Source organism: Polaribacter sp. KT25b (assembly GCF_900105145.1).
GTDB lineage: Bacteria > Bacteroidota > Bacteroidia > Flavobacteriales > Flavobacteriaceae > Polaribacter.
In genome coordinates, this window is the sequence record NZ_LT629752.1 from 2521708 (window position 1) to 2548605 (window position 26898).

The window sequence follows — 26898 nt, forward strand, 5'->3', positions numbered from 1 at the left end:
TAGAAAGAAATATGGACGATAATTTTTCACCAAAAGTTAGAGATGTAATCACTTTTAGTAAAGAAGAGGCTTTAAGATTAGGGCACGAATTTATTGGAACTGAACATCTACTATTAGGATTAATTAGAAAAGGAGAAGGAAAAGCAATAGAAATTTTAGCAGCATTTGATGTTGATTTAAGTTTACTACGCAAAAAATTAGAGCTACTAAACCCTTCAAATCCTTCATTTATAAACACAGATAAGCCGAATTTAAGCTTAACTAGGCAGGCAGAAAAAGCTTTAAAAACAACTTTTTTAGAAGCTAAATTATACCAAAGCGAGTCTATTGATACGGCACATTTACTGCTGTGTATTCTAAGAAACGAAAATGACCCAACTACCAAGTTGATTCAAAAATATCATGTAAACTATGATGAAGCAAAAGCTTTGTATAAACAACTACATGTAGATAACTCTGAGGCAGATTTACCCTCTAACCCAATTGCAGAAACGCCGTCGGATGATGGAGATTATGCATCAGAAAAATCAAATCCTTTTGATCAACCCCAAAAAGGTAAAAATGTAAAAAAATCTAAAACTCCGGTTTTAGACAATTTTGGTAGAGATTTAACTGACTTGGCTGAAAGAGGCAAACTAGATCCTGTTGTTGGTCGTCAAAAAGAAATTGAACGAGTTTCTCAAATTTTAAGTCGTAGAAAGAAAAATAACCCAATGTTAATTGGAGAACCTGGCGTTGGTAAATCTGCCATTGCAGAAGGTTTGGCTTTGCGAATTATTGAAAGAAAGGTTTCTAGAATTCTGTTTGACAAACGTATTGTTTCTCTAGATTTAGCAAGCTTAGTTGCAGGCACAAAATACAGAGGTCAATTCGAAGAAAGAATGAAAGCCTTAATGAACGAATTAGAAAAGAATGATGATATTATTCTTTTTATTGATGAAATTCATACCATAGTTGGAGCAGGTGGCGCAACTGGATCTTTAGATGCTTCTAACATGTTAAAACCAGCTTTAGCAAGAGGCGAAATACAATGTATTGGTGCAACTACGTTGGATGAATTTAGAACTAATATCGAAAAAGATGGCGCTTTAGAACGTCGTTTTCAAAAGGTAATTGTAGACCCAACATCCGTAGAAGAAACTATACAAATTTTACAAAATATTAAGAGCAAATATGAAGAACATCATCATGTAAATTATACAGATGATGCTATTGAAGCTTGTGTAAAATTAACGAATAGATATATGACAGACAGATACTTGCCAGACAAAGCAATTGATGCTTTAGATGAAGCTGGATCTAGAATTCATATTACAAATATTGTGGTTCCTAAACAAGTTTTAGAATTAGAAACACAACTAGAAACGATAAGAGATAACAAAACAAAAGCTGTTAACGGTCAAAAATACGAGGAAGCTGCAAAATTACGTGACGATGAGAAAAACATTGAAGCAGCTCTAAACTCTGCCCAAAAACAATGGGAAGACGATTCTAAATTAAACAGAGAAATTGTTACTGAAGATAATGTTGCAGAAGTAGTTTCTATGATGACAGGAATTCCTGTAAACAGAGTTGCAGAAGCAGAAACGCATAGATTACACGAACTGCCTTCATTAATTAAAGGTAAAGTTATTGGGCAAGACGAAGCTGTAACGAAAGTTGTAAAAGCGATTCAACGTAATAGAGTTGGATTAAAAGATCCTAATAAACCTATTGGTTCTTTTATTTTCTTAGGACAGACTGGTGTTGGTAAAACTCAATTAGCTAAAGTTTTAGCTCGTGAATTATTCGATTCTGATGATTCTCTAATAAGAATTGATATGAGCGAATACATGGAAAAATTTGCCATTTCACGTTTAATTGGTGCGCCTCCTGGTTATGTTGGTTATGAAGAAGGTGGTCAATTAACAGAAAAAGTAAGAAGAAAACCGTATTCTGTAATTCTTTTAGATGAAATTGAAAAAGCACATCCAGATGTGTTTAATATGTTATTACAAATTTTAGATGATGGACATATTACTGATAGTTTAGGTAGAAAAATTGATTTTAGAAATACCATAATTATTATGACTTCTAACATTGGTGCTCGTCAATTAAAAGACTTTGGTGGCGGTGTTGGTTTTGGTACTTCTTCTAAACAAGAACAAGCCGATGCACATGCAAAATCTGTAATTGAAGGAGCTTTAAAGAAATCTTTTGCTCCTGAATTCTTAAACAGAATAGATGATGTTATTGTATTTAATGCTTTAGAAAGAGAAAATATACATTCTATTATAGATATTGAGCTAGATAAACTATTAAAAAGAATAGCAGATTTAGGTTACACGTTAGAGTTAAGTGAAAAAGCAAAAGATTACATAGCAGATAAAGGTTTTGACAAAAAATATGGAGCAAGGCCACTTAAAAGAGCTATTCAAAAATATATTGAAGATGCTTTAGCAGAAGAAATTGTAAACTCAAAACTTTCTGAAGGAGACACTATTTCTATGGATTTAGATGATGAGAAAAATGAACTCACCATTAAAATTAAAAAAGGCAAAAAGAAACCTGAAACAAAAACAGAGACAGAGACAGAGACAGAATCTTAAAAAAAGAAAATCCCAGACGAAAGTTTGGGATTTTTTTTACATCAAAAAAAGGGGGTTTTTCCCCTTAGAAAATTTTGTTTTAATACCATAACTTCGTTCTGGCAAACAGAAGTAGTAGATTCGAGTATAAAATCTTAAAACTTCAAAATTAAAATTAAAACATGATTTTTTTAGAAATTACATTATCTTATAAAGCCTTAATGATTATTGGCACTTTTTCAACATTATCAAGCTTAGTTCTAATCTTTTTTTCAGTAAAACATTTAATAAATAAAAAAAAAAGAAAAACAAGTAATTTATGATGAATTTTAAAATCAAAATTGGACAACTAGCTCATTACTTAGAAATAAAAAAAGCATAATAAAACAACAGAAGAATCTGGAGAAAAAAATATAGCTTTAAAATTCTTATAAAAAAAATCCAACATTATAAAAATAGTCATTATCAATCTTATTTTTTAAATAACCACATCAATGTAAATAAAAAATTATTTACATCGGATAAATTAATTCTATTGGAAGCATACTTTCTCCATTTATATTTGGCATTTCCTAACAAGAAAACACACAACTATATATACAAAAACTTACTCAAACAACTCTAAACTATCAATTTCTAAAGAAGTAATAAAATCAGAAGCAATTGCAATATCACAATGTAGCACTCTATCTTCATCTACAATTGTAACTTCTTGCCTAAACATACTTACAATACTTTCCAAAAAAGGAGAACTTTTTCCGTTTGCAAAACTTAAAGCTTGTGAAGCTGTAAACAATTCTATTGCTAAAATAGTTTGTAAATTATCAACTACTTTTTTACACTTTGTGGCAGCATTTGCGCCCATAGAAACATGATCTTCTTGTCCGTTACTAGACTCAATAGAATCTACACTTGCAGGCGTTGCGTATTGTTTATTTTGACTTACAATACTTGCTGCTGTGTATTGTGGAATCATAAAACCTGAATTTAATCCGGGATTTGAAATCAAAAAAGGTGGCAAATGTCTGTGACCAGAAACTAATTGATACGTTCTTCTTTCTGATATGTTTCCTAATTCTGATAATGCAATTGCTAAAAAATCTAATCCTAACGCCAAAGGTTGCCCATGAAAATTACCACCAGAAATAATCTCATCTTCATCTACAAAAATATTAGGATTGTCTGTAACAGAATTTATTTCCGTTAAAAAAGTTTTGGTTACAAACTTTATAGTATCTTTTGTTGCGCCATGAACTTGCGGCATACATCTAAAAGAATACGGATCTTGTACATGTTGCTTTTCTTGCTCAATTAGCTCACTATCTTCCAATAAATCTTTAATTCTTTTCGCCGTTTTTATTTGTCCGTTATGTGGTCTTGCAAAATGAATTAACTCGTTAAAAGGCTCAATTCTTCCATCAAAACCTTCTAAAGAAATTGCGCCAATTACATCTGCTAAATATGATAATTTATGCGCTTTTAAGAGGCAATAAATTCCGTATGCAGACATAAATTGTGTTCCGTTTAATAATGCTAAACCTTCTTTTGATTGCAGTTTTATTTTATCCCAAGAAAAAATCTTTAATACTTCTTCTGATGAAATTAGCTCATTTTTATAATACACTTTTCCCAAACCGATTAAAGGCAAAGATAAATGTGCTAAAGGCGATAAATCTCCAGAAGCGCCTAAAGAACCTTGTGTAAAAATTACAGGAATAATATCGTTGTTGTAAAAATCAATCAACCTATTTACAGTTGCCAATTGTACACCAGAATGACCAAAACTTAATGCCTGAATTTTAAATAAAATCATCAATTTCACAATTTCTTTTGGTACTTCATCTCCTGTACCACAAGCATGGCTCATTACTAAGTTTTCTTGTAATTTTTGTAAATTATTATCATCAATCTTTACATTATACAAAGCGCCAAAACCTGTGTTAATTCCGTAGATTGGTTTCGAAATCGATTTCGTTTTTTCATCCAAATAAGCCCTGCATTTTTCAATTTTATGAACTGCAATTTCTGATAAAGCTAATTTTTTATCCGAAGAAATAATTTCTTGAATTTTAGTTAAATCTAGAGGTTTTGTATCTATATAATGAAATATGTTCATGTGTTGGATAAAATTTTATCAAAAGTGCAAATTCAAAGCTGCATATACAAACGATTTTAACTATTTTTCTCAGAATTAATATTTTATATTTGTTCAAAATTTTAATATTTTATAATGAAAAAAATTAGTCTTATACTTTTAGGTTTGGTGTTATTAAGTGCTTGCGGCAATAAACATCCAAAGGATTACTTATCACTTTCTGGTAAATTAGAAAACAATAAAGATTCTATTGTATCAATTGCAAATCAACTAGGAATTGTAAAAAAAATAAAAATAAATACTGATGGTGCTTTTAAAGATACTTTAAAAATTGAAACTGGTGCTATTTATACAATTCAAACAAACAACAATAGAGCTCCTATTTATTTAAAAAATGGATATGATATTACAGTAAATGGTGATATTGAAGATTTTATGAAAAGTTTAAAGTTTTCTGGCGAAGGTTCTTCTAACAGTAATTTTATTCTTGCGCAGATTGAAAAAAGTCAAACTCTTGGAAATCCTCAATTAATTTTAGATTTAGAAGAAGATGCTTTTAAGAAAAAAGTGGATCAAATTAAATTTGAGTATGATAGTATTTTAAATTCTTACAGCAACTTAGATAGTACTTTATACACCACAATGCTTGCTCAAAATAAACAAATCGTTACTTATTTTAATAATGCATATAACTCAAGTAAAAATATGGGCAAAGGAATGCCATCTCCTACTTTTGAAAATTATGCAGATATAAAAGGTGGTGTAAAATCATTATCATCATTTAAAGGCAAGTATGTTTATATTGATGTTTGGGCAACTTGGTGTGGACCTTGTATTCAACAAATACCTTATTTACAAACTTTAGAAAAAGAATATCACGGTAAAAATATTGAATTTGTAAGTATTTCTACTGATGAATCTCAAAGAAGTGGTGGTTCTTGGGAAGCTGCAGAAAAAAAATGGAGAGATTTTGTAAAGGACAGAAATATGTCTGGAGTTCAATTATGGTCTGGTCAAGATTTTTCTTTTCAACAAGCATATCAAATTAATGCTATTCCTAGATTTATTTTAATAAATCCGGAAGGAAACATTGTAAACGCAAATGCGCCAAGACCTTCTGATCCTGCATTAAAAACTTTATTTACATCTTTAGGAATTTAGTTTCTGATAGAAATTAATTAGAGATAAAAAAAAGCGAAATTCTAAATTTAGAATTTCGCTTTTTTTTATGTTATCAATTATAAAAACTACTCTTTATAAACTCCCATATTACAGTACTTATCCATTCTTTGTGCTACTAAATCTGCATCAGATAAACCTTTTAATTCTTCGAAAGCTAATACTATTTGTTTTTCTACAGCTTTAAAAGCTCCTTCTCTATTTGTATGAGCTCCACCCACTGGCTCTTTTATAATACCATCAATTAACTTTAACTTTTTCATATCAGTTCCTGTTAATTTTAATGCAGCAGCAGCTTGTTCTTTAAACTCCCAACTTCTCCATAAAATAGAAGAACAAGATTCTGGAGAAATTACTGTATACCAAGTATTTTCCATCATATACACTCTATCTCCTACTCCAATACCAACAGCTCCACCAGATGCTCCTTCACCAATAACAACAGTTATAATTGGTGTTTTTAAACGAGTCATTTCAAGAATATTTCTAGCAATTGCTTCACCTTGTCCACGTTCTTCTGCTTCTAAACCAGGATACGCACCAGGAGTATCTAATAAAGTAACAACAGGAATTCCAAATTTTTCTGCCATTTTCATTAAACGCAACGCTTTTCTATATCCTTCAGGATTTGCCATTCCGAAGTTTCTGAATTGACGAGTTTTAGTATTAAAGCCTTTTTGTTGACCAATAAACATAAAAGATTGATCGCCAATTTTACCTAAACCGCCAATCATTGCTTTATCATCTTTCACATTTCTGTCTCCATGAAGTTCCATAAAAGTGTCTCCACAAATGGCTCTTATATAATCTAAAGTATAAGGTCTGTTTGGGTGTCTAGAAAGCTGAACTCTTTGCCAAGGCGTTAAATTTTTATAAATATCTTTTCTAGCTTCTGCTAATTTTTTTTCAATTTTTTTGCAAGTTGCAGTAACGTCTACATCACTTTCTGTACCAATAATTTCACATTTTTGAAGCTGATCTTCTAGCTCTTTTATTGGCATTTCAAAATCTAAATATTCCATCTTACAGTTATTTTGATATAGTTATTTGGATTAACAAACATACTATAAATATTGCTTTTTAAAGCAAATTGAGTTTATTTTTTTAGTTTTGTCTTTTGTAAAAACTTCTCCTTAATTTTCGATTTATTACTAATAACACCATTTAGCAAAACAACACCTAGTACAATACCTGCGCCTAAATAAAACTCAGGATTCATTTTTTCTTTATCTCCAAAAATAAATAACGCTAAAATAATAGCATAAATTGGTTCTAAATTTACGGTTAACATTACGGTATATGGCGATAAAAACTCCATCACTTTTACAGATGCAATAAAAGCATAAGCTGTACAAATACTACTTAAAACAACTAAATACATCCAATCTGATTTTGATAAATCAAAAAAAGAAGCTGAAAAACTATTATTAAAAAATAGGTAAACTGTTACAAAAAGTACCCCAAATAAAAGTTGATAAAAAGAAATTCTATTTGCATCATACCTTTTGATAAAAAGACCGTTTAATACAGCAAATAATGAACCTAAAAACGAAGAGATTAATGCGTAGATAATTCCTAATTTATACTGACTTTCAAAATTAAAAATGATGTATAGACCTAAAATAACAATAAAACCGAAAATAATTTCTAGTAATTTAATTCTTCTTTTAAAAAATAATGGTTCTATAAGTGATGTAAAAAAAGCACCTGTGCTCATGGTTACTAAAGCTACAGAAACATTTGATACTTTTATGGCTTTAAAAAAGAAAATCCAATGTGTTGCAATGACAATTCCGGTAAATAAAAATTTAATAACTCCTGTTTTATTTAAATAAAAACTTTTCTTTTTAACAAGAAAATAAATAGCAATAAACAAAACGGCTAATCCCATTCTAAAGAAAACTAACGGAATTGCATCAATAGAAATTAATGCGCCAAGTATTGCAGTAAATCCCCAAATAAATACAATAAGATGTAATAAGAGATAATTTTTAAGCTTATTTTCTAGCATTATAATACAGGTAAGCAGCAATTAACCCAAAAAATAAATTTGGCATCCAAACATATAATAACGAATTTACACCAGCAACAGCACCTAAAACTTCAGAAATTTTCATTAAAAAAACATACATAAACATAATACCAACTCCTATTGCTAAATTGATTCCTGTACCTCCTCTTTTCTTTCTAAAAGCTAGGGCAACAGCAATAACTGTAAGAATGTAAGTTGCAATTGGCAAACTGGTTCTTTTATGGAACTCTACAAAATATGCATTTAAATTTTTAACTCCTCTTTTTTCTGAAACCCTAATAAATTTTATCAATTCGTCTGATGGCATTTCTTGCGAAAGGGCCGATTTATAAATTAAATCTTTTGGTGTAAAATTAAAAACTGTGTCTATTTTATTACCAGAAAAAATACTATCTCTGTCTTTATATATTTGACGTTTTCTCCAATTATGAATTGTAAATACAGAATCTTTAGGATTAAATTTAATATTATCTGCTGCTAATTTTGATTTTAATTTTAAACCATCATAAAGCTCAGAAGAAAAATCGTAACCAGAATTTCTATCAGTATCAAACCTTCTTATAAATATATAGGTACTATCTGTTAATTGCAGGCTAAAATCATTTACATATTTTAATTCATTTTTTTGCTTTCTACTATTTATATATTGTTTCTCAAACTTTTTTCTAACTTTACTACTATTAGGAACCACAAAATGATTCATTAAAAGCGATAATATTGTTACTAAAGTTGCACCTATAAAATAAGGGTACATAAATCTAGTAAAAGAAACTTTTGCATTTGTAATTGCAATAATTTCTGTGTTATTTGATAGTTTTGAGGTAAATAAAATTACAGCAATAAATAATGCCAAAGGCATAAATGTGTTGGTGTAATAAATAATAAAATTTACGTAATACTCATTTACAATTTGATAGAATCCTAAATCTGCATGTTCTAAAAAGTTATCAATTTTTTCTGATATATCAATAGCAACAGCAATAGGAATCAAGATTAATAAGGTAAACAAAAATGTTACCAAAAACCGTTTTAATATGTACCAATCTATTATTTTCAAATTTAATTCGTTTAAACGTGTAATTATTTAATTACCTAAAGATTAAAGCGTTTAGACAATCTATAATCTTTTATCCATTTGTATTACCATTCTATCTTTCCATTCTCTAAAATCGCCAGCAATAATATGCTTTCTTGCTTCTCGAGTTAACCAAACATAAAACCCTAAATTATGAATAGATGCAATTTGTTTTCCTAACATTTCTTTTGCGGCAAAAAGATGACGTAAATATGCTTTTGTGTAAAAAGTATCTACCCAAGTTGTACCTAGTTCATCAATTGGAGAAAAATCATCTTCCCATTTTTTATTTTTGATGTTAATGGTTCCATGAGCTGTAAATAACATTCCGTTTCTAGCATTTCTTGTTGGCATAACACAATCGAACATGTCTATACCTAACTCAATATTTTCTAAAATATTTATTGGTGTACCAACTCCCATTAGATAACGTGGTTTGTCTTCTGGTAAAATTGCTGTAACAACTTCTGTCATTGCATACATTTCTTCTGCAGGTTCACCCACAGAAAGACCACCAATAGCATTTGCTTGCTGACCAGAATTTGCAATATATTCTGCAGATTGTTGACGCAAATCTTTATACGTACTTCCTTGCACAATTGGCATAAAAGTTTGCTCAAAACCGTATTTGTACGGCACTTTATCTAAATGATTAATACATCTTTTTAACCATCTATGCGTCATATGCATAGAACGTTTTGCGTAATTATAATCGCAAGGATAAGGTGTACACTCATCAAAAGCCATAATAATGTCTGCGCCAATTGTTCGTTGGGTTTCCATTACATTTTCTGGCGTAAAATGATGCATAGAACCATCAATATGACTTTTAAACTTTACACCTTCTTCGTTTATTTTTCTTCTTCCGGATAAAGAATATACTTGATAACCGCCAGAATCTGTTAAGATATTTCTATCCCAATTCATAAACTTATGCAAACCACCAGCTTTTTCTAAAATATCTAAACCTGGTCGTAAATATAAATGATATGTGTTTCCTAAAATAATATCAGGATTTATCTCGTTTTTTAATTCTGTTTGATGAACTCCTTTCACAGTTCCAACAGTTCCCACAGGCATAAATATTGGTGTTTCTATTACTCCATGATCTGTAGTAATTGATCCTGCTCTTGCCTTAGATTTTGGGTCGGTAATTTTTAAGTCGAATTTCAATCGTTTAAATTTTGATGATTTTTGCAATTAAAATTAATTACAAAATAAAAGAATACGCATTTCTACTTCGTTCTCTCATTTATTTCATTGTTGGCAAAGATAGTATTATTTAAGAATAGAGAAATGAATTGAAGTGTTATAAAAAATGAAAAAAGTTTACCTATTCTTTTTCTTGGTAAATAGGCGCGTTAAGGATTGAAATGGAAATCCTTTTTTATTTTTTTAAATAAAAAAGATTGCAATGTAAAGCCTGACCTGTAAGGTAACGCCCAAAAACTACCAGCGTTTCTTTTTTGCCGAAAAACCAGAATTTTTCTTTTTATTTTTTGATGATGATTTTCTAAAAGAAGCACTTTTTTTGTTGAAATCGTTTTTTGTTGGTGCTGCTTTTTTCTTTGAAACCTGCTTTTTTGGTTTTTCTTTTACTACAGAAGCTTCTTGGGTTTTAGACGATGTAGAAATCATTTTATTAATTTCTTTCATTTCGTCTTCTGTTAATTCTCGCCAATCGCCTGTTTGTAAATAACCAAGCTCTACATTCATTATTCTGGTTCGTTTTAACTTGGTAACTTCATAATCTAAGTATTCGCACATTCTACGAATTTGGCGATTTAAGCCTTGCGTTAAAATAATTTTAAAAATTTTATCACTTACTTTTTCTACAAAACATCTTTTTGTTACGGTTCCTAAAATAGGAATTCCGTTTGCCATTTTTTCTATAAAATCTGCTGTAATCGATTTGTTTACCGAAACGAAATATTCTTTCTCGTGGTTGTTTCCTGCACGTAAAATTTTGTTTACAATATCGCCATCATTTGTTAAAAAAATTAATCCTTCGGATGGTTTGTCTAAACGACCAATTGGAAATAAACGTTCTGGATAATTTACATATTCTACAATATTGTTAGGCTCTCTTTCATCTGTAGTAGAAACAATGCCAACTGGTTTATTTAAAGCAATATATAAAGTTACATTTTTAGGCTCTACCAATCTACCATCTAATTTTACAACATCTTTTTTGGCAACTCTATTGCCTAATTGTGTTGGTTTGCCATTTATGGTAACTCTACCTTCGTTTATAAATTTTTCTGCTTCTCTTCTAGAGCAAATTCCCGAAGAACTTATGTACTTATTTAAGTTTATTGATTTTTGATTATTGGTATCCAAAAGAAAATAATTTTCTGCAAAAGTACAAACTATTTTAGGGGCTTAAAACGACTTCTTGAAAAATTAATTTTTAGAGTAAAAACTTTCTAAAATAATAGTTTTTAACTTATTATTTAATCTACTTTTCTTTTTTCAAACCATTTACCCACAAAATTTAGATTTAAAGTTAGTTTATGAAAATCTTCTTGAATTAAATTATTTTCTAATGTACCTTCTTTACCATAAGAATAAGAAACATTAAAATTACTATTACTATATTTTCTCATTGGTAAACCTACCCCAAAAGAAATAAAATAGCTATCTATTTGTTGATTAGATATCTTTAAAAACCCAGTGTTATAATTAAGTCCAAATCTATATTTTATGTTTGATGAATAATTAAACTTGTCTTTAGACGACATATATTCTAAACCAAATGCATAAATAGATTGATCTAAATATCGCTCGTTATTTTGCTGCTGATTTGTATCATTCCAAAGTATTTTTCTGTAATCTAAGCTAGTTGTAAACTCTTTATTTATAACAGATGTTAATCCAAATCCGTAAGAAAGCGGAAGCTCGAAGTCTTCTAAATCATTTTCTACCTCATCTTCTATAGATAAAGCCGTACCACCTAAAGTTGTTTTGTAAGATGTTCTTGTTTGTGTACCTCCTAAAGATGTTGGCAACTCTAAAGTACCACCAAAAGTTGTTTCTATTTTTTTAACATTTGGCAATTTATATTGAAAACCTGTTTTTAATTTTACACCTCCATAATGATTTTGATCATTAATAGAAACAAAAGAATCTGTATACAAAAGGCTTTCTTGCTCTATAGAACCAAAAAGAAAAGATAAATCTACACCAAAAGATAAATTTTTAAGTGCTTTAAAACCTGTTGATAAATAAAATTTATTTAAACCTCCTTCGCCAGTAATTCTTGTAATATAAGAATCTGCAGAACCTTCTATGGGCCTTTCAAGATCAACATTATAACCAGTTTTTGTGTATGGCAAAAGACCAATTCCTACTCCCCAATCTTTTTTTACAGGAAAAGCAATAGCAACATGAGAAATATTGCCATTATTACTCGTTTGAGTTATACTATTTGTTTGTAAAGTTGAATAAGTAGCATTTAAACCAAACTCATATAGAAAAGATTTTTGTAGAATATTACCTAAACTTGCTGGGTTAAAAATATTTATTTCATACGGATTAGATTGTGCAACTCCTGTATTTCCTAAACCCGTTAAACCACCTGTTGCAGTTTTATTTTCTACACCTAAGCCAAATAAAGAATACGGGGTATTAGAGTTATTTTGACCACATAAAACGTTTACTGAAGCTACTAATACTATTAATATTATTTTCTTTTTCATCTTAATAGTTTAAATATTTTACTGATAATTTTACGTTATTATTTGTACTTAAATTATTTTCTATAACCAAGTTATTTACATTGTTAGAATAATCTTGATATTGTATCATTAAAGCATAATTTAAATCGATGTCTGAAAATAAAATTTCTTCAACAAATCCGCTTAAATCAATTGAATAATAGATATTGTCATTAAACTCACTATCATCTTTGTATAAAATTGCAGAAGTTACATTACCATCAAGATCAGAAAGTGTTTTTATAATTCTGTTTTTGTGATCTACTATATATACTAATAATGATTCTGGTAAAGGATTGTTTTCATCATAACTACCTAATAAAGGATTAAAGCTAAGAGTTGCACTTAATGTGGTAGCGTTTTCTGAGAGTTCTAAAAGTTTTTTTATAGAAGGCATTTCTATTCTTGCAGCAATTCCAGACCCAGATTGTGCAAAAATTAAATCGTTAGTATCTTCGCTTAACTTTATTTCTTCTTCATCTTCTAAATTTCCTAAAACAGAACTAGATAAATCTGTTTCTATTTGATTAAATTGATTTGCAGCGCCAGAAATTACAAAATCTATATAATAACTATTATCCTCACTATCATCATCGTTTATTGAATAATACAAACGCATACACGAATTACCAGATAATGATGATGTTGCAGAAACATTAAAACCTAAAACATGCGTATTTTGTGTAGTTTCTGGAATAATTGCTAAACCTTTAAAATATTGTAAAAAATCATCAGAATTATTAATATCGTTATCAACAATTTTATCAAAAATTTCTTTACCTAATACATTATCCATTTTAATAAAAAGAGAATCTGTTTCTCTATTTGGTTTTGGTGTAAATGAAATTTCTCCTAAAGTCTCATCATCATAATCTAAAAAAGAAGTGTTATAAAAGTAATCACCTTCAATAGGTTCAAAAGTTTCTGTTATTCTATGTAATTTATAGGTTTGTACTTTTGTGGTATCTCCATAGTAATAACTATCATAATTTAAAATCATGCCTATAGAATCGTAAACAGCATCTGTACTTACACTGTAAGTAGATGTTATTAATTGCATATAAGATTTTGCAGTTAAATTACCTAAATTATCATCCTTTACGCTACCTAATAAAATTCTATTAGTACTAGAAGTTAGCAAAGAATCTAATTTAAAAGTTCCTGCTTTTATAGCAAAAGTATCAATTACTCTTACTCGAACATCGTTTTCTATAAAATCACTTCCAACCTCGTAAGTTGTTGTTTCGTCGGTATCACAAGATGCTAGAAAAACAAAACTTATAAAACCAATAATTAAATACCTCATTTTACTTTTTGTGGCAAAAATATTAGGCTAATTATCATACGAAATCATAAAATATACAAACAACACTTTTTTATAGACTTAACATTAAAAAACACCTCTAAAACCTATAATTAACAACTTTTAAGAAAATTAACATTTGGTTTACATAGTTATCTATAAAATACCCCTGTTTGTCTATTTTGTACTATTTTCTAATTAATAGCTTTTAGTTTTGCCCAACAATAAAGCAAATGAATAAATTTAACATAATGAGAAAAACAAATTTTATACAAAAAAGTAGCGTTCTATTTATAGCTACAGTACTGTCTCTATTTTTTATAGGTTGTAGCAGCGATGATGACGATGATGAATATGGAAACTGGGTAGAAAGCTCTACTTTTGACGGAAATTCTAGAGCAAATTCTGTTAGTTTTACAATTGGTACAAAAGGATACTTAGTAACTGGTTATGATGGCGATGATTATTTATCTGATACTTGGGAATATGATTCTGAAGGAGATTTTTGGAAAGAAAAAGCTCCGTTTCCTGGAACTGCAAGAAGTGGCGCAGTTGGTTTTTCTATAAACGGAAAAGGATATTTAGGTACAGGTTATGATGGTACTAATAAATTAAATGATTTTTGGGAATATGACCCAACAACAGATTCTTGGACTCAAAAAGCAGATTTTGCTGGAACTGAAAGATATGGAGCAATTGGTTTTGCAATTGGAAACGATGGATATATAGGAACAGGTTATGATGGTAGCGAACAAAAAGATTTCTGGAAATATAATGTTGCTTCTGATACGTGGGAACAATCTGTAGGTTTTGGTGGGCAAAAACGTCAAAATGCATCTGTTTTTATTATTGATGATATTGCTTATATTGGTTTAGGAATTCACAACGGATCTTACGAAGAAGATTTTTATTCTTTTAATGGATCTACTTGGACAAGATTAACCGATTTAGATGATGATGATGACGATGATGATGATTATGAAATTCTTTTAAGTAGTGGTGTTGGCTTTTCTTTAAACGGATTGGGATATATTACAACAGGAATTTCTGGAGCAATTACTACAGAAAGCTGGTCTTACGACCCTACAACAGACACTTGGGATGAGTTACCAGTATTTGAAGGTTCTGCAAGACAAAATGCATCAGCTTTTACTTTTCCTAATAAAGCTTACGTTTTAATGGGTAGAAGTGGTAGTTATTATTTTGATGATGTTTGGGAATTTAGACCAGATGAGTTAGAAAATGAAGATGATTAACATTTAGTATATTATTTATTTCCCCAATTATATAAATAAAATATATTAACCTTAATATATTTAAACATTAGGTTGAAGAAAAAGTTACCTCTTAAGTAATTTTATCTTCAACCTCTTTTTATGATAAATACAACAGTTTATTGGGAGTTTTTTAAGAAAATAAAACTATAAATTCGCAAATATTAAATTAATGAGTAAGTTGAATAGTATTTTAAAAAAATCGAACACCACAATAATTGTTCATATTATTATATGGCTATTCTTTATTGCCATAACTGCTATACAATCTTATTCTAGATTTAGTACAATTCCTAATGAGTTTTACTTTTTAAACTTCATCTTTATTTCTGTATTCTATTTAAATTATACAGTTCTTATTCCTAATTTTTTATTAAATAAGAAAATTATTACTTATATAATTATTTCTATATCATTAATTTTCTTACTTTTTTTAATTTTTGAACCCTTGATAAAAAATCAAATAAAACCACCTTTTATTAATGAAGAATTAAAAAATAGATTTCAAGGACCAAGAGAAGGTAGAATAAACTTAAAACCTCCTATTTTATTATTGCTTTTCTTTGCACTAAGTACCTGTGTTAAGTTAGTATCAGAATGGTACAAGTCTGAAAAAGAAAGAACTATAGCTGCAACACAAAAGGTAAATTCAGAATTATCTTTTTTAAAAGCACAATTAAATCCACATTTTTTATTTAATACTTTAAATAGTATTTATTCGTTGGCAAATAAAAAATCTGACGATACAACTGTTGCCATAGTTACACTATCTGAACTAATGAGATATATGATTTATGAAGCAAATGAAGAATTTATATCTTTAGAAAAAGAAATAGATTACATCAAAAACTATATCTCTTTACAATTATTACGTTTAAAAGATTCTAGTGGCGTACATATAAATGTTCATGGCGATTTAAATTACAAAATAGAACCCTTATTACTTATTTCATTTATAGAAAATGCTTTTAAATATGGCACAGATTATAAAGGAAAAACGGATATTAAAATAAAAATAACTATTCAAAATAATGAATTGTGTTTAGAAGTTGTTAATATTTCTTCTTTACAAAATACGATCAATAAAAATTCTGGAATTGGTTTAGAAAACATCAAAAACAGATTACAATTATTGTACCCAAATGCGCACACTTTAGAGATTACAAATCATAAAAAATCATTTGAAGTCAATTTAAAAATCAAACTAAAAAAATAACAAATGAAATGTATTATTATTGATGATGAACCTCTAGCACTAGAATTATTAGAAGATTTTATATCTAAAGTTCCGTTTTTAGAATTGATAGCAAGTTGCTCTAATGCCTTTGAAGCTGCTAATGTTTTACAAGAACAAAAAATTGATTTAATTTTTACTGATATAGAAATGCCAGATTTTTCTGGAATCGATTTTATAAAATCTTTAGACACAAAACCGATGTTTATTTTTACAACAGCGTACTCACATTATGCTGTAGAAGGTTTTAATTTAAATGCTATTGATTATTTGGTAAAACCAATTCCGTTTCATCGATTTTTAAAGGCGGCAACAAGAGCCCAAAATTTATTAAAATTAAAAGTTGAAGAAGAAATTACTGTTCCGTCAAATCAAGAAACTGCTCCGAAATTTATTTTTGTAAAATCTGAATACGAGAATTTAAAAATAAATTTAGCCGATATAAAATACATAGAATCTTTAAAAGATTACATTAAAATTCACACCAATAAAGAGAAACCTATTTTAACACTTAGTAGTCTTAAAAGTTTTGAAGAAAAATTAGGGAAATTAAATTTTATACGCGTTCATAAATCTTACATTGTTTCTTTAAAACACATTTATTCTGTGCAAAGAAATAGAATTATTATTGATGATAATTGGATACCAATTGGTCAAAATTATAGAGATGATTTTATCAAAAAAATTGAAAATTAGTCTTCTAATTCAATTGTTCTAAAGGTTAAATTAATTCGTGGTGAATTCACTTTTTTAGTTGGTGGCAATCTGTGTAACCAATTAGTTTGCGTTCCTTTTTTCATCACTAATAAACTACCTCTTTGTAAAATAATGTCAATTCTTTGTTTATTTTCTTTATGCTTAAAAGAAAATTTACGTTCTGCGCCTAAAGAAAGTGATGCTATTGCGCCGTTTTTTCGTAACATTTTTTCTCCATCAGCATGATAAGCCATGCCTTCTTCTCCTGAATGATACAAATTCAACAAACAAGAATTATAGGTTTCGTTACTTTCTTTTTCTACAATTTCTTTGAGTTCTAATAATTCTTTTATCCAAAGATTTGCCGTTTTTGTAACTTTAGAATACGTGTATGAATACTCAGAATCGCCATACCAAGCCACTTTTCTTTTTGTTATTATCTTTTTACCAAAAATTATTGCTTCATCATTTTTCCAGTTGATGTTTTCTAATAATTGCTGATAATAAAAATCGCACTGTTTTTTAGTTAAAACAATTCCATGATAATTTGTAATTCCATCAAAAGGTAAAATATTCCTTATTTTATCCGAAGAAAATAAATCCATAAAATAAAGATATTAAAAATATTTTGGTTTTTCTTTAATATGAATTATACTGATTTAGGTCATTTTAATTTAAAATATAAATTATTATATTTATATCAAATAAAAATCGCCTTTAACTATTTAAAATTTAGCATTATAACTATTATTTTACACTCTTAAAAAAAGAGAATATTGTTACAATTTTAGCGCTTAAAATAAGGTTGAAATATCTATATAAATAAATGTTTTACTAAATTATTACTGATGAAAAATTTAAATAAAATATTAACAGAAATTACACAACTTACAAATACGATTGAAACTAAATATCCTGAACTTTATAGAGATCTAGATGAAAACCCAATGACAATTCCGTCTAATAATCATCCACAAATGGATAAAAAAATAATGGAAGAATATCTCGATAGTTTAAAGCAATTATTAGAACATTATTTACAAGAAGAAAAAATAAGAAAAAACACACTTTAATATCTAAATTATGGGAGAAATTGCTACATCAAACAGACAAATATCTTTGTTTTACAACTCTAAATCTGCAACAGGAAAACAAACATTAGCGTATGCTATGACAGAAGGTTTACCTGTTCTAGAAATAGATATTTTAAAAACTAAACTTACAGGAACACAAATTGTAGAACTTGCTCATCGATTACATCTTGAAGTTGGAGATCTTATTGATAAAAATCACGCAGCGTATAAAACCGATTTAAACTCTGATGAATTTTCTACAGATGATTGGATAAAAATGATACAACATAAACCTGAAATTATGAAACAACCAATTGCTATTCGTGGTGATATTACTATTTTAATTAAAACGCCTACAGATATTTTAAAAATATAATTTATTTATCTTCAATTACTTCCATTCTTCTTAATTTAGGTAAAGAATTAGGATAATTTTCTTGTATAAATTTAATTAATTCTTCTCTAATTGTACAACGTAAAGTCCAAGTATCCGAAGCATTTCTTGCACTAAATGTGGCACGTAACTCTATAACATATTGATCGCTTTTTGTAACTAAAAGCTCTCCTACTTTTTTATCCCAAAGTGGATTTTCTTTTAAAAGTGAATTTAATTTTTTTCTTAATTCTTGTACAGGAAATGTATAATCTACATAAATATAAACGCTACCAATTAAATCTGTTGTACTAAAAGTCCAGTTTACAAAAGAGTTATCACTAAAGAAATTTAAAGGCAAAACTAAACGTCTCCAATCCCATGTTTTAATTACTACATAAGTAAGTGTAATATCTTCTACTGTACCAAATTCTCCTTTTATTTCTACTTCATCATCAATTTTTATAGGCTGTGTAAACGCAATTTGAAAACCAGTAATTAAATTTGCTATTGATTTTTGTGCAGCAACACCAGCTATAATACCAATAACACCAGCAGAAGTAAGTATTGTTGTTCCTATTTTTTTTACATCAGGAATATTCCATAAAATGGCTGCAACAGCAATTGTAATAATAATTACCAAAGAAATACTCTTTAAGAAACGCAATTGTGTAAGTACTTTTCTGTCTTTAGATTTATGATTATCTTCCTTAATAAATTTTTGTTTTACTAATTCTTCTACAATATTTAAAGATGCAATTAATATCCAAGAGAAATTAATGATAATAAGACTTTGAATAATTTTATACCAAATTGTATTTAATTCGATAAAAGAAAAAGAACTATAAAGAAACAATAACGACAGAAAAAATAATGTTGGTTGCTTTAAATGTTTTAATAATAGTGATTTTAAAACTGTAGATTTTCTTCGATTAGAGAGTTTTAGAATCCAAAATAAAACCCAACTCAATGCAAAACCAAGTAAAATTGCACCAAACAAAATCACACAAAAAGTAATCCAAGTTTCTTTAGAAAATGATATTTTTAAAAAATTGAGAACCATAAATCAATATTTTTACATTGCACCAAAAAAACAACTAACGGACAGTTAGGTTTTTATAATTTCTTAAAATTTCTATTGTAGCATTATAACCCAAATTAAAAATAGCATCGATACTATTCATATCAAAAGTGCCATAATTAATTAAATCTTCTGGATAAATAACTAAATTACAATCAGAAAACTTTAATATTGATTCTGAGCTTGATTTAATTTTAAACGCTCTTTCTACCACAGAATAAGAATGTTTTAAATCTTTAATGCTAATTTTTTTTAATGGATTTACATAAACTCCAATAATTTGGTCGCAATCTTTTTTTAACGGTTCTACAGGAAAATTATTAAGTGTGCCTCCGTCAATATAAAATGAATCATTAATTTTTGTGGGTGTAAAAACACCAGGAAATGACGCTGAAGCAATTATTGGTTTTATAAGCTGACCTTTACTAAATATTTTTAAAGTTCCGTCTATTACATTCGTTGCTGTAATAAATAATGGTTTTTTTAAAGTATTAAAATCATCTACAGGAAAAAATGTTTTAAGATCATCATAAAATTTTACAGAATCTATAAAACCAGGTTTATTATAAGCAAATCTATTTGTGTTAAAAATAGGTATTGTTTTAAAGAAATTTAATATTTCTGCCCAACCAACTCCTTGTGCATACAAAGCCCCAACAATAGCTCCAGCACTTGTACCTGCTATGTGTGTTGGATAAATACCGTTTTCTTCTAAAGCTTTAATTGCCCCAATATGAGCTGCTCCTCTAGCTCCACCTCCAGAAAGTACTAAACCTGTTTTCATTATAATTATATAATTGTATTACAAATTTATCAACTAAATAAGAGCTTCTAAATGATTATTATCAGTTGATTATAAAATGGGACTAAACACTTTGGCTAAACCTTCTTTTAAACGCTCTATTTTTGGTCTTTTTATATATTGCTGATAATCTATTTGATTACTTTTTTCGCAGCCATTCAAAAAATCTAGTTTTAATTTTGTAGTTATTTCTCTTTCGTAAATTAGAATATTTACTTCATAATTTTGTTCAAAACTTCTAATATCAAGATTTGCTGTTCCTATTGATGTAAGTTCATCATCAGAAATAATAACTTTACTATGTAAAAAACCATCTGGATTTAAATAAATTTTAACTCCTGATTCTAGCAAAGTTTCAAAATAAGATCTTACATTCCATTTTACAATAAAGCTATCAGAATTTGCAGAAAGTAAAAGCCTAACATCTACGCCACTCATTGCTGCAACTTGCAACGCTTCTTTTATTGCTTCTCCTGGAATTATATACGGATTTGTGATATAAACATATTTTTTTGCGCTATTTATAATAGCATAATATAGTTGATGAATAGAAGAAAAATCGGAGTCTGGACCACTTGCAACTACTTGCGCAATTGAATTTCCTGATACAAGATTTTTAAAAAAATATTTAACATTTAACAAATCATCTTTTCCACTTGCAAAATACCAATCCATAGCAAAAACAGCTTCTAAACTATTTACTACATCGCCTTTTAATTGTAAATGCATATCATACCAATTTCCTAAATCTGGATCTCCTTTTATATATTTATCGGATACATTTATGCCGCCAGTAAAACCAAAAACACCATCAACAATAATAATTTTTCTATGGTTTCTATAATTTATAGAAGAAAGAAATTTACCAAATTTCATTGGTAAAAAACTATAAACTTCTATTCCTGTTTCTTTTAATTTGTGTAAGTATTTATTACTTAAAGTTCTACTACCTAAGGCATCATAAAGAAAACGTATTTCTACTCCTTCCTTTTGTTTGCGCATTAAAATGGATTTAAATTTGTCTGCTAAATCTCCTTCTTCAAAAATATAATATTGAATATGAATAAATTTTTTAGCGGTTTCCATAGCAGAAAAAATAGCTTCAAATGTTGCTGGGCCGTTTATTAAAGGAGTTAATTCGTTTTCAATACTCGGTATAAATTTCGACCCTTTTATAATTAGTTTAGCTAATTTTACATGTTTTTTAATTGCTGTAGGAATATTTGTATCTTCATTTTCATTTAGATGATTGTAATAATGATCAACTTGCTCATAATATTCAGAGATTTCCTTGGTTTGTTTAAGCTTATAAAATTTATTCTTTTTTCTATTTCTACCAAGAATAAAATAAAATAACATTCCACCTACAGGTATTGTAAAGATAGCCAACAACCAAGCTAAAGTTTTTGTAGGTCTAACACCATTAAGCAGCAGTTTACCAACTAAAAAAAAAGCGATAAGTGAATATATAATAAGCGCTAAAACCATAATTAAACTACAAATTTTGTATTGTATTATTATTTAACTTCAACCACTAATTAAAGTTATTTTGATATTTAAAGATAGTAAATTAAACTGTTAAAAAACAGAGCATTTCCTTTAGAATATCTCTTAATTAGAATCTAATTTAAACAGAAAAAGAGGAAATAAATAATTTCATTTCCTCCTTTTTTTCTCAGATTTTGTAATTAAACAATTTCTACTTTTTTAGGCTTAAGTTTCTTAGAATCTTCTTTTTTAAGTAAATTAAAACTAAGAACTCCATCTTTATATTTTGCCATAACATCTTCTTCTTTTACAGAATCTGGAAGTTTTAATCTTTTTTCAAAAGAATTATAACTAAACTCTTTACGAGTATAATTGTCTTCTTTTTCTTCTTTAGATTTAGAGCTTTCTGCAGAAATATTTAAACATCCTTCATTAATCGTTACATCAAAATCTTTTTTCTCAAAACCAGGTGCAGCCAATTCAACTTCAAAAGCATCATCAGTTTCCTTAATATTTAATGCAGGTTCGTCTAATTTTTTGTTCCAAAGTTTAGATCCAAAGAATTCATCGTTATCAAAAAAATCTGTTGAAATTAGATTTTCTAATGGTCTACTTTTAAATTTTACTAGTGACATAATTTTATGATTTTAAATTAAACAAATATTACACAACAAAATTAAAAACAAGACAATATTTATAAAATGATCTAGATCAGCGCACTAAAATATATTAAATTAATAATAAAAAAATCTGGTAATTATGTTGCATATGCATATACAAAAGAAAAAGTTGCTATGAAATTAAATCGAAACCCTATAAAGGCAAGTGGCGGATTTACAAAAGCTGTTGATTGTAGTTTAACGGCTAATTGTAATGATCTCAATTTGATTAAATTTGAAGTTAAAAAATTCTATCAGTATTTGTGATTGGTACGGAGCTATTGTTCCGAATGACAAATAAAAACACCTAAATTTACTATAGAAGTCGTTCCATAATTTGAAACGGCTTTTTTATTATTATTCACTACATAAATTTAAAGTGAAGTAGACTACCTAATAAATTTGGTACCAAATTTTTAAGCTACATTTTTATTGTTTTTCATTATTAATTCTATTTCCATTTCTAAAGGCGACTTATAACCTAAAGAAGAATAAAATCTTTCATGTTTTCTAGCTTTTCATTGGAAACTTCTTTTTTAAAAATGTAAATTATGGTAATTAAAAAGCTTTAGCAGCAGCATTTTCCCATCACTATTCGTTTTGCTTATATAAGCCTCCTTTAAATCAGTTGTCTATAATCTTTTTGGTTTATTACTATTTAAATTATGATAAATACCTGCAATCTTCATAGGAATATCATAAATATAATTTTTTAATGAAACTTCAGTATTAATTATTTCTGCTTGGAGCAACATATTTGTCTTTTTCCATCTAATTGGACAAATATATTTTCTAGTTGCCAATGTAGAAGTTGAACTACCTAATTTAATTTTAGCATAGAAGATTGCTAATTCATTTTTTTGTTTATCATTTTTCAGGTAAAAACTCCCTTTTAATTTACTCATTTTACTTAAATTTATAATAATTAAAGCAAATCAAGGATCAATACTAAATAGTTCGCAAACCACGAGTTGATTATGGACATTGTGAACTTTTCGTTACCCTATTGATTACCAAAAACAACAGGGTAACACATAAGGTAACTGTAAAATAAAATTAAAAGTGGTTTTTGACATATTTTTATGAAATGCCAAACAACTCTTTATATCCATTGAATAGAACTTAAAGTCAGTATTTATAGTAGATTAGATGTTTTTTTTACTGCAAAAAAGTGATGTAATAAAAAAAGCCTCACATAAAATGCAAGGCTTTTGGCGGAGAAAGAGGCTCTCTCACCTACTATATCATAAAATCTCATAAAACGCCTAAAGCCCTTTAAATATAGGGTTTTAATTTTTTGAGTTTTTTAAAAAATCATAGAATATCACTTGATTTCACAAAAATTGGGTGTAAATTTGGGTGTAACTTTTTAATAGGTATGATTCAAATAAAACGAAATTTAATTTTCTCACTTGAAAAGAGAAAAAAAGCAGGTCAGTTAATTACAGAAAACGTACCAATACGTTTACGAATAAATTATGAAGGTTCTCGTTTAGACATTCAAACAGGGTTTCGTATTGATATTGCTAAATGGAATCAAGATAAAGAACAGGTTAAAAACGGTTCTTATAATAAACTAGAGCAAAGCTCAGCTTCTATTAATTCACGAATTTTAGAATTGAAAGTTGCTATTCAAGATTTTTTTCAAGAATGTGAAAGCCAAGATAAAATCCCTACCAAAGATCAAATTAGAATAATAGCAAAAAGTTTAAAGAAAAAAGGAAAGGTTGAAGTTGAAAAAACAACAGAGAGTTCATTTTTTGATGTGTTTGATTTATTTGTAAAAGAAAATAGTCATTTAAATAATTGGAGTGATGCAACACTTACCAAATTTGCAACTGTAAAAAAACATATTACGAGCTTTAACCCTATTTCAAAATTTGAAGATTTTGATGAAAGCGGACTTACAGATTATCTTACACACCTGAGGAAAGAAAAGAAAATGCGAAATAGTACCATTAAAAAACAACTTGGTTTTATTAAATGGTTTCTTAGATGGAGTTTTGAAAAAAGACATCACAATAATAATGCTTACCAAGGTTTTAGACCGAAAATCAAAGATGCTCAGAAAACAGTAATATTCCTTACAGAAGAAGAAAAAACAAAGCTACTTAAATATGAAATTCCTAGCACTAAAAAATATTTAGAAAGAGTTTTGGATGTCCTGATCTTCTGTTCATATTCAGGGCTCCGATATTCAGATGTTTATAATTTAAAAAATAGTGATATTAAATCTGATTTTTTTCAAATTATTACCGTAAAAACAGACGACGCACTAATTATTGAATTTAACAAACATAGTAGAGCTATTTTGGAAAAGTATTCTCATATACCATATAAAAAAGATAAGGCTTTACCTGTTATTTCAAATCAAAAGATGAATGAATATTTAAAAGAATTAGGGGAATTGGCAGAGATAGATTCACCAGTAAGATTAACACATTATATAGGAAACAAAAGAATTGATGAAGTATTTCCTAAATATGAACTTATGACAACACATATTGGACGAAGAACTTTTATTTGCTCCGCTTTATCAATTGGAATACCTGTACAAGTGGTAATGAAATGGACAGGGCATTCAGATTACAAAGCAATGAAGCCCTATATTGACGTAGCCGACAAAACAAAGAAAAATGCAATGGAAAAATTTAATGAATTATGATCTATTTTACAACAATTACTGATTGTATTCTTGCTATAAAAGATAATTTAAAAGTTCTGCAAATTAATACTATTAGAATAACAGATTTAGAAAGTTACCAAAAATTTTGTGATACATTTTCTATTGATGAATTTAGAAGCTCCATTAGAGAATATAGAGACATTAACGGAAGAGAGAACTTAAAGCAAGAATTAAGATTAATTTTATCAACAATTAAAGATTATTCAAAATTTTATAACGAGAATCAAATTAGCTTAAATTCAATGGATCCTTCATGTTTATTAAGAAATTTAATAAAACCAATAGAATTAAAAGAAACCCTTGCCTACAGGAAACAAATTCCAACCAATAAATCTATAACTGTATTAAAAGGAAATTATGAACAGATGTCTCTTAGATTTTCTGACGAACATCCTGAAATGATTACTATTCTAAAAAAAATAAACCTCTTAGAAAAAGAAAAAGAAAAATTACTAAACCTTTATAATGAGTGGGTTTTAGAACGTAAAATACTTGAAAAAAAATACAATAATTTATTAAGCTTCAAATTCTATTATGTATTACAAAAACTAGAAACTATTAAAGAAATTATTGAAGAAGATTATATAGAAAACATCGAAATACTTAATTTAAATTTCAATAATGACTTATTAGAAATAATAAACGAATATTTTACACGTAGCCTTACTGCTGTTTCTGCTAAAGATTTTTTTAACAATTTTGAATTATCTGGACTAAAAGTAGAAAAGAAAAAAATGTCAGATACTAAACTATATTTTTTAATTGATTCATTAGCAAATACTATTAAAGATAAACTTCAAAAAGAAAAATGGATCAATACTTCATTAGACTACTTCGAAAAAAAAAGACACATTTACGACAAAAAGAAGACTTATGAAAAAGAGTTCTATGAAAAAATTATTACCAATGAAGTAAAAGAAAATCATTTTGTAAATAGATTATCGAAAGCAATTCAAATGATTTAAAAGATAGTTAAAGACATTTTGAAATAAGTTTTAATTACGAATTAAAGCTTATGAACCTCTATTTGACATTATAAATAAATCTCCACCAAAAATATTTTCACAAGAACATAATGCGCTGACTATAAGCCTTCTAAATTACACATTAAATAATCCCCACCATTTTCCACCAAAATTTCATTCTAATTTTACAGTATTCGAATACAACAACCGATGTACACGGTTAAGTTTAATACAACAAATTAGATATTATGAATTTAGAATCAATTAAAGAAAAACCACTCTTCCAAATGACAGGAGAAGAGTTTATATTTCTACAGAACAACCTAAACAATGAATTGCCCTCAAAAACTTTAGAACCTGAAAAAGGCAAAAAGTATGTTTATGGTATTAGAGGAATTGCAAAACTTATAGATGGTAGTACCTCCAAAGCTAACAGATTAAAAAAGTCTGGAATAATTGATAAAGCCATTATACAAAATGGTCGTAAAATTATTGTTGATGCTGAGCTTGCACTTCAACTTATGAATCAATCTAAATAAAAAAATATCATGTTAGCGCATGATATTTTTTAATCACTAACAAATGTCAATGATTCTGTGT

25 protein-coding genes are annotated in these 26898 nt (G+C 28.0%); 10 read left to right on the forward strand and 15 right to left on the reverse strand.

All coding sequences use genetic code 11. From position 1 onward, the window contains the following. The first annotated feature begins 11 nt into the window (after nucleotides 1-11). Nucleotides 12-2588, forward strand: a complete 2577-nt coding sequence (locus tag BLT70_RS10885; protein ID WP_091894332.1) for an ATP-dependent Clp protease ATP-binding subunit — start codon at nucleotides 12-14, stop codon at nucleotides 2586-2588. 586 nt (nucleotides 2589-3174) lie between these two features. On the opposite strand, the gene hutH is transcribed toward BLT70_RS10885, so the two are convergent. Further along, nucleotides 3175-4683 carry a histidine ammonia-lyase gene (hutH, locus tag BLT70_RS10890; protein ID WP_091894334.1) on the reverse strand — a complete coding sequence of 503 codons (1509 nt, stop codon included), beginning with the start codon at nucleotides 4681-4683 and terminating at the stop codon, nucleotides 3175-3177. A gap of 114 nt (nucleotides 4684-4797) precedes the next feature. On the opposite strand from hutH, the gene BLT70_RS10895 reads away from it, so the two are divergent. Beyond that, nucleotides 4798-5823 (forward strand): TlpA disulfide reductase family protein, encoded by a 1026-nt coding sequence (locus tag BLT70_RS10895; RefSeq protein ID WP_091894336.1) that lies wholly within the window; start codon nucleotides 4798-4800, stop codon nucleotides 5821-5823. Between the two features lie 86 nt (nucleotides 5824-5909). On the opposite strand, the gene BLT70_RS10900 is transcribed toward BLT70_RS10895, so the two are convergent. The 7 genes from BLT70_RS10900 to BLT70_RS10930 form a co-directional block, all read right to left on the reverse strand. Next, complete coding sequence (locus BLT70_RS10900; RefSeq protein ID WP_091894338.1) at nucleotides 5910-6863, reverse strand: acetyl-CoA carboxylase carboxyltransferase subunit alpha; 954 nt, start codon at nucleotides 6861-6863, stop codon at nucleotides 5910-5912. Nucleotides 6864-6937: 74 nt separating this feature from the next. Beyond that, a complete protein-coding gene (locus BLT70_RS10905; protein WP_091894340.1) occupies nucleotides 6938-7852 on the reverse strand; it encodes a DMT family transporter in 915 nt (304 codons plus the stop codon). Continuing rightward, nucleotides 7839-8930, reverse strand: a complete 1092-nt coding sequence (locus BLT70_RS10910; RefSeq protein ID WP_172824411.1) for an LptF/LptG family permease — start codon at nucleotides 8928-8930, stop codon at nucleotides 7839-7841. Before BLT70_RS10910 ends, BLT70_RS10905 begins: the two co-directional genes overlap by 14 nt. A gap of 60 nt (nucleotides 8931-8990) precedes the next feature. After that, nucleotides 8991-10121: a tRNA guanosine(34) transglycosylase Tgt gene (gene tgt, locus BLT70_RS10915; RefSeq protein WP_091897631.1), complete on the reverse strand. Its 1131-nt coding sequence runs from the start codon at nucleotides 10119-10121 to the stop codon at nucleotides 8991-8993. Between the two features lie 276 nt (nucleotides 10122-10397). Continuing rightward, the gene (rluF, locus tag BLT70_RS10920; protein ID WP_091894341.1) at nucleotides 10398-11288 is read right to left on the reverse strand and encodes a 23S rRNA pseudouridine(2604) synthase RluF; all 891 of its coding nucleotides are present in this window, start codon (nucleotides 11286-11288) and stop codon (nucleotides 10398-10400) included. 113 nt (nucleotides 11289-11401) lie between these two features. After that, a complete protein-coding gene (locus BLT70_RS10925) occupies nucleotides 11402-12646 on the reverse strand; it encodes a hypothetical protein (protein ID WP_091894343.1) in 1245 nt (414 codons plus the stop codon). 1 nt (nucleotide 12647) lies between these two features. Beyond that, complete coding sequence (locus BLT70_RS10930; RefSeq protein WP_091894345.1) at nucleotides 12648-13970, reverse strand: DUF4270 family protein; 1323 nt, start codon at nucleotides 13968-13970, stop codon at nucleotides 12648-12650. Nucleotides 13971-14218: 248 nt separating this feature from the next. Here BLT70_RS10930 and BLT70_RS10935 point away from each other — a divergent pair, with 248 nt between their 5' ends. The 3 genes from BLT70_RS10935 to BLT70_RS10945 all read left to right on the forward strand — a co-directional run bounded on the left by BLT70_RS10935 (nucleotide 14219) and on the right by BLT70_RS10945 (nucleotide 17171). Then, on the forward strand, nucleotides 14219-15223 hold the full coding sequence (locus BLT70_RS10935) for a galactose oxidase (RefSeq protein WP_157691891.1): 1005 nt from the start codon (nucleotides 14219-14221) through the stop codon (nucleotides 15221-15223). A gap of 190 nt (nucleotides 15224-15413) precedes the next feature. After that, nucleotides 15414-16457 carry a sensor histidine kinase gene (locus BLT70_RS10940; RefSeq protein WP_091894347.1) on the forward strand — a complete coding sequence of 348 codons (1044 nt, stop codon included), beginning with the start codon at nucleotides 15414-15416 and terminating at the stop codon, nucleotides 16455-16457. Between the two features lie 3 nt (nucleotides 16458-16460). Next, nucleotides 16461-17171, forward strand: coding sequence for a LytTR family DNA-binding domain-containing protein (locus BLT70_RS10945; RefSeq protein WP_091894349.1), 711 nt, complete (start codon nucleotides 16461-16463; stop codon nucleotides 17169-17171). On the opposite strand, the gene BLT70_RS10950 is transcribed toward BLT70_RS10945, so the two are convergent. Continuing rightward, entirely contained in the window at nucleotides 17168-17776 is a 609-nt protein-coding gene (locus BLT70_RS10950) for an alpha-ketoglutarate-dependent dioxygenase AlkB (RefSeq protein WP_091894351.1), read from the reverse strand. The genes BLT70_RS10945 and BLT70_RS10950 overlap by 4 nt on opposite strands. 243 nt (nucleotides 17777-18019) lie before the next feature. Between BLT70_RS10950 and BLT70_RS10955 the strand changes: the two genes are divergently transcribed. Further along, complete coding sequence (locus tag BLT70_RS10955; RefSeq protein ID WP_091894353.1) at nucleotides 18020-18244, forward strand: hypothetical protein; 225 nt, start codon at nucleotides 18020-18022, stop codon at nucleotides 18242-18244. A 10-nt stretch (nucleotides 18245-18254) separates the two neighbouring features. Continuing rightward, nucleotides 18255-18620 carry an arsenate reductase family protein gene (locus BLT70_RS10960; RefSeq protein WP_091894354.1) on the forward strand — a complete coding sequence of 122 codons (366 nt, stop codon included), beginning with the start codon at nucleotides 18255-18257 and terminating at the stop codon, nucleotides 18618-18620. Nucleotide 18621: 1 nt separating this feature from the next. Here BLT70_RS10960 and BLT70_RS10965 read toward each other — a convergent pair whose 3' ends face one another. The 6 genes from BLT70_RS10965 to BLT70_RS10985 form a co-directional block, all read right to left on the reverse strand. Continuing rightward, nucleotides 18622-19680, reverse strand: coding sequence for a mechanosensitive ion channel family protein (locus tag BLT70_RS10965; RefSeq protein WP_091894356.1), 1059 nt, complete (start codon nucleotides 19678-19680; stop codon nucleotides 18622-18624). A gap of 34 nt (nucleotides 19681-19714) precedes the next feature. Then, on the reverse strand, nucleotides 19715-20482 hold the full coding sequence (locus tag BLT70_RS10970; protein ID WP_091894358.1) for a patatin-like phospholipase family protein: 768 nt from the start codon (nucleotides 20480-20482) through the stop codon (nucleotides 19715-19717). 69 nt (nucleotides 20483-20551) lie between these two features. Continuing rightward, nucleotides 20552-21988, reverse strand: a complete 1437-nt coding sequence (cls, locus tag BLT70_RS10975; protein WP_091894360.1) for a cardiolipin synthase — start codon at nucleotides 21986-21988, stop codon at nucleotides 20552-20554. A gap of 200 nt (nucleotides 21989-22188) precedes the next feature. Continuing rightward, entirely contained in the window at nucleotides 22189-22623 is a 435-nt protein-coding gene (locus tag BLT70_RS10980) for an Hsp20/alpha crystallin family protein (RefSeq protein ID WP_091894362.1), read from the reverse strand. Between the two features lie 122 nt (nucleotides 22624-22745). Continuing rightward, a complete protein-coding gene (locus BLT70_RS17525) occupies nucleotides 22746-22871 on the reverse strand; it encodes a hypothetical protein (RefSeq protein ID WP_302847792.1) in 126 nt (41 codons plus the stop codon). 408 nt (nucleotides 22872-23279) lie between these two features. Then, the gene (locus tag BLT70_RS10985) at nucleotides 23280-23552 is read right to left on the reverse strand and encodes a hypothetical protein (protein WP_091894364.1); all 273 of its coding nucleotides are present in this window, start codon (nucleotides 23550-23552) and stop codon (nucleotides 23280-23282) included. Between the two features lie 476 nt (nucleotides 23553-24028). Between BLT70_RS10985 and BLT70_RS10990 the strand changes: the two genes are divergently transcribed. The 3 genes from BLT70_RS10990 (at nucleotide 24029) to BLT70_RS11000 (ending at nucleotide 26837) form a co-directional block, all read left to right on the forward strand. Continuing rightward, nucleotides 24029-25312: a site-specific integrase gene (locus tag BLT70_RS10990; protein WP_172824450.1), complete on the forward strand. Its 1284-nt coding sequence runs from the start codon at nucleotides 24029-24031 to the stop codon at nucleotides 25310-25312. After that, complete coding sequence (locus tag BLT70_RS10995; protein ID WP_091894368.1) at nucleotides 25309-26298, forward strand: hypothetical protein; 990 nt, start codon at nucleotides 25309-25311, stop codon at nucleotides 26296-26298. The genes BLT70_RS10990 and BLT70_RS10995 overlap by 4 nt, the downstream gene beginning before the upstream one ends. A 245-nt stretch (nucleotides 26299-26543) precedes the next feature. Beyond that, nucleotides 26544-26837, forward strand: a complete 294-nt coding sequence (locus BLT70_RS11000) for a DUF3853 family protein (RefSeq protein WP_091894370.1) — start codon at nucleotides 26544-26546, stop codon at nucleotides 26835-26837. Nucleotides 26838-26898 lie beyond the last annotated feature (61 nt).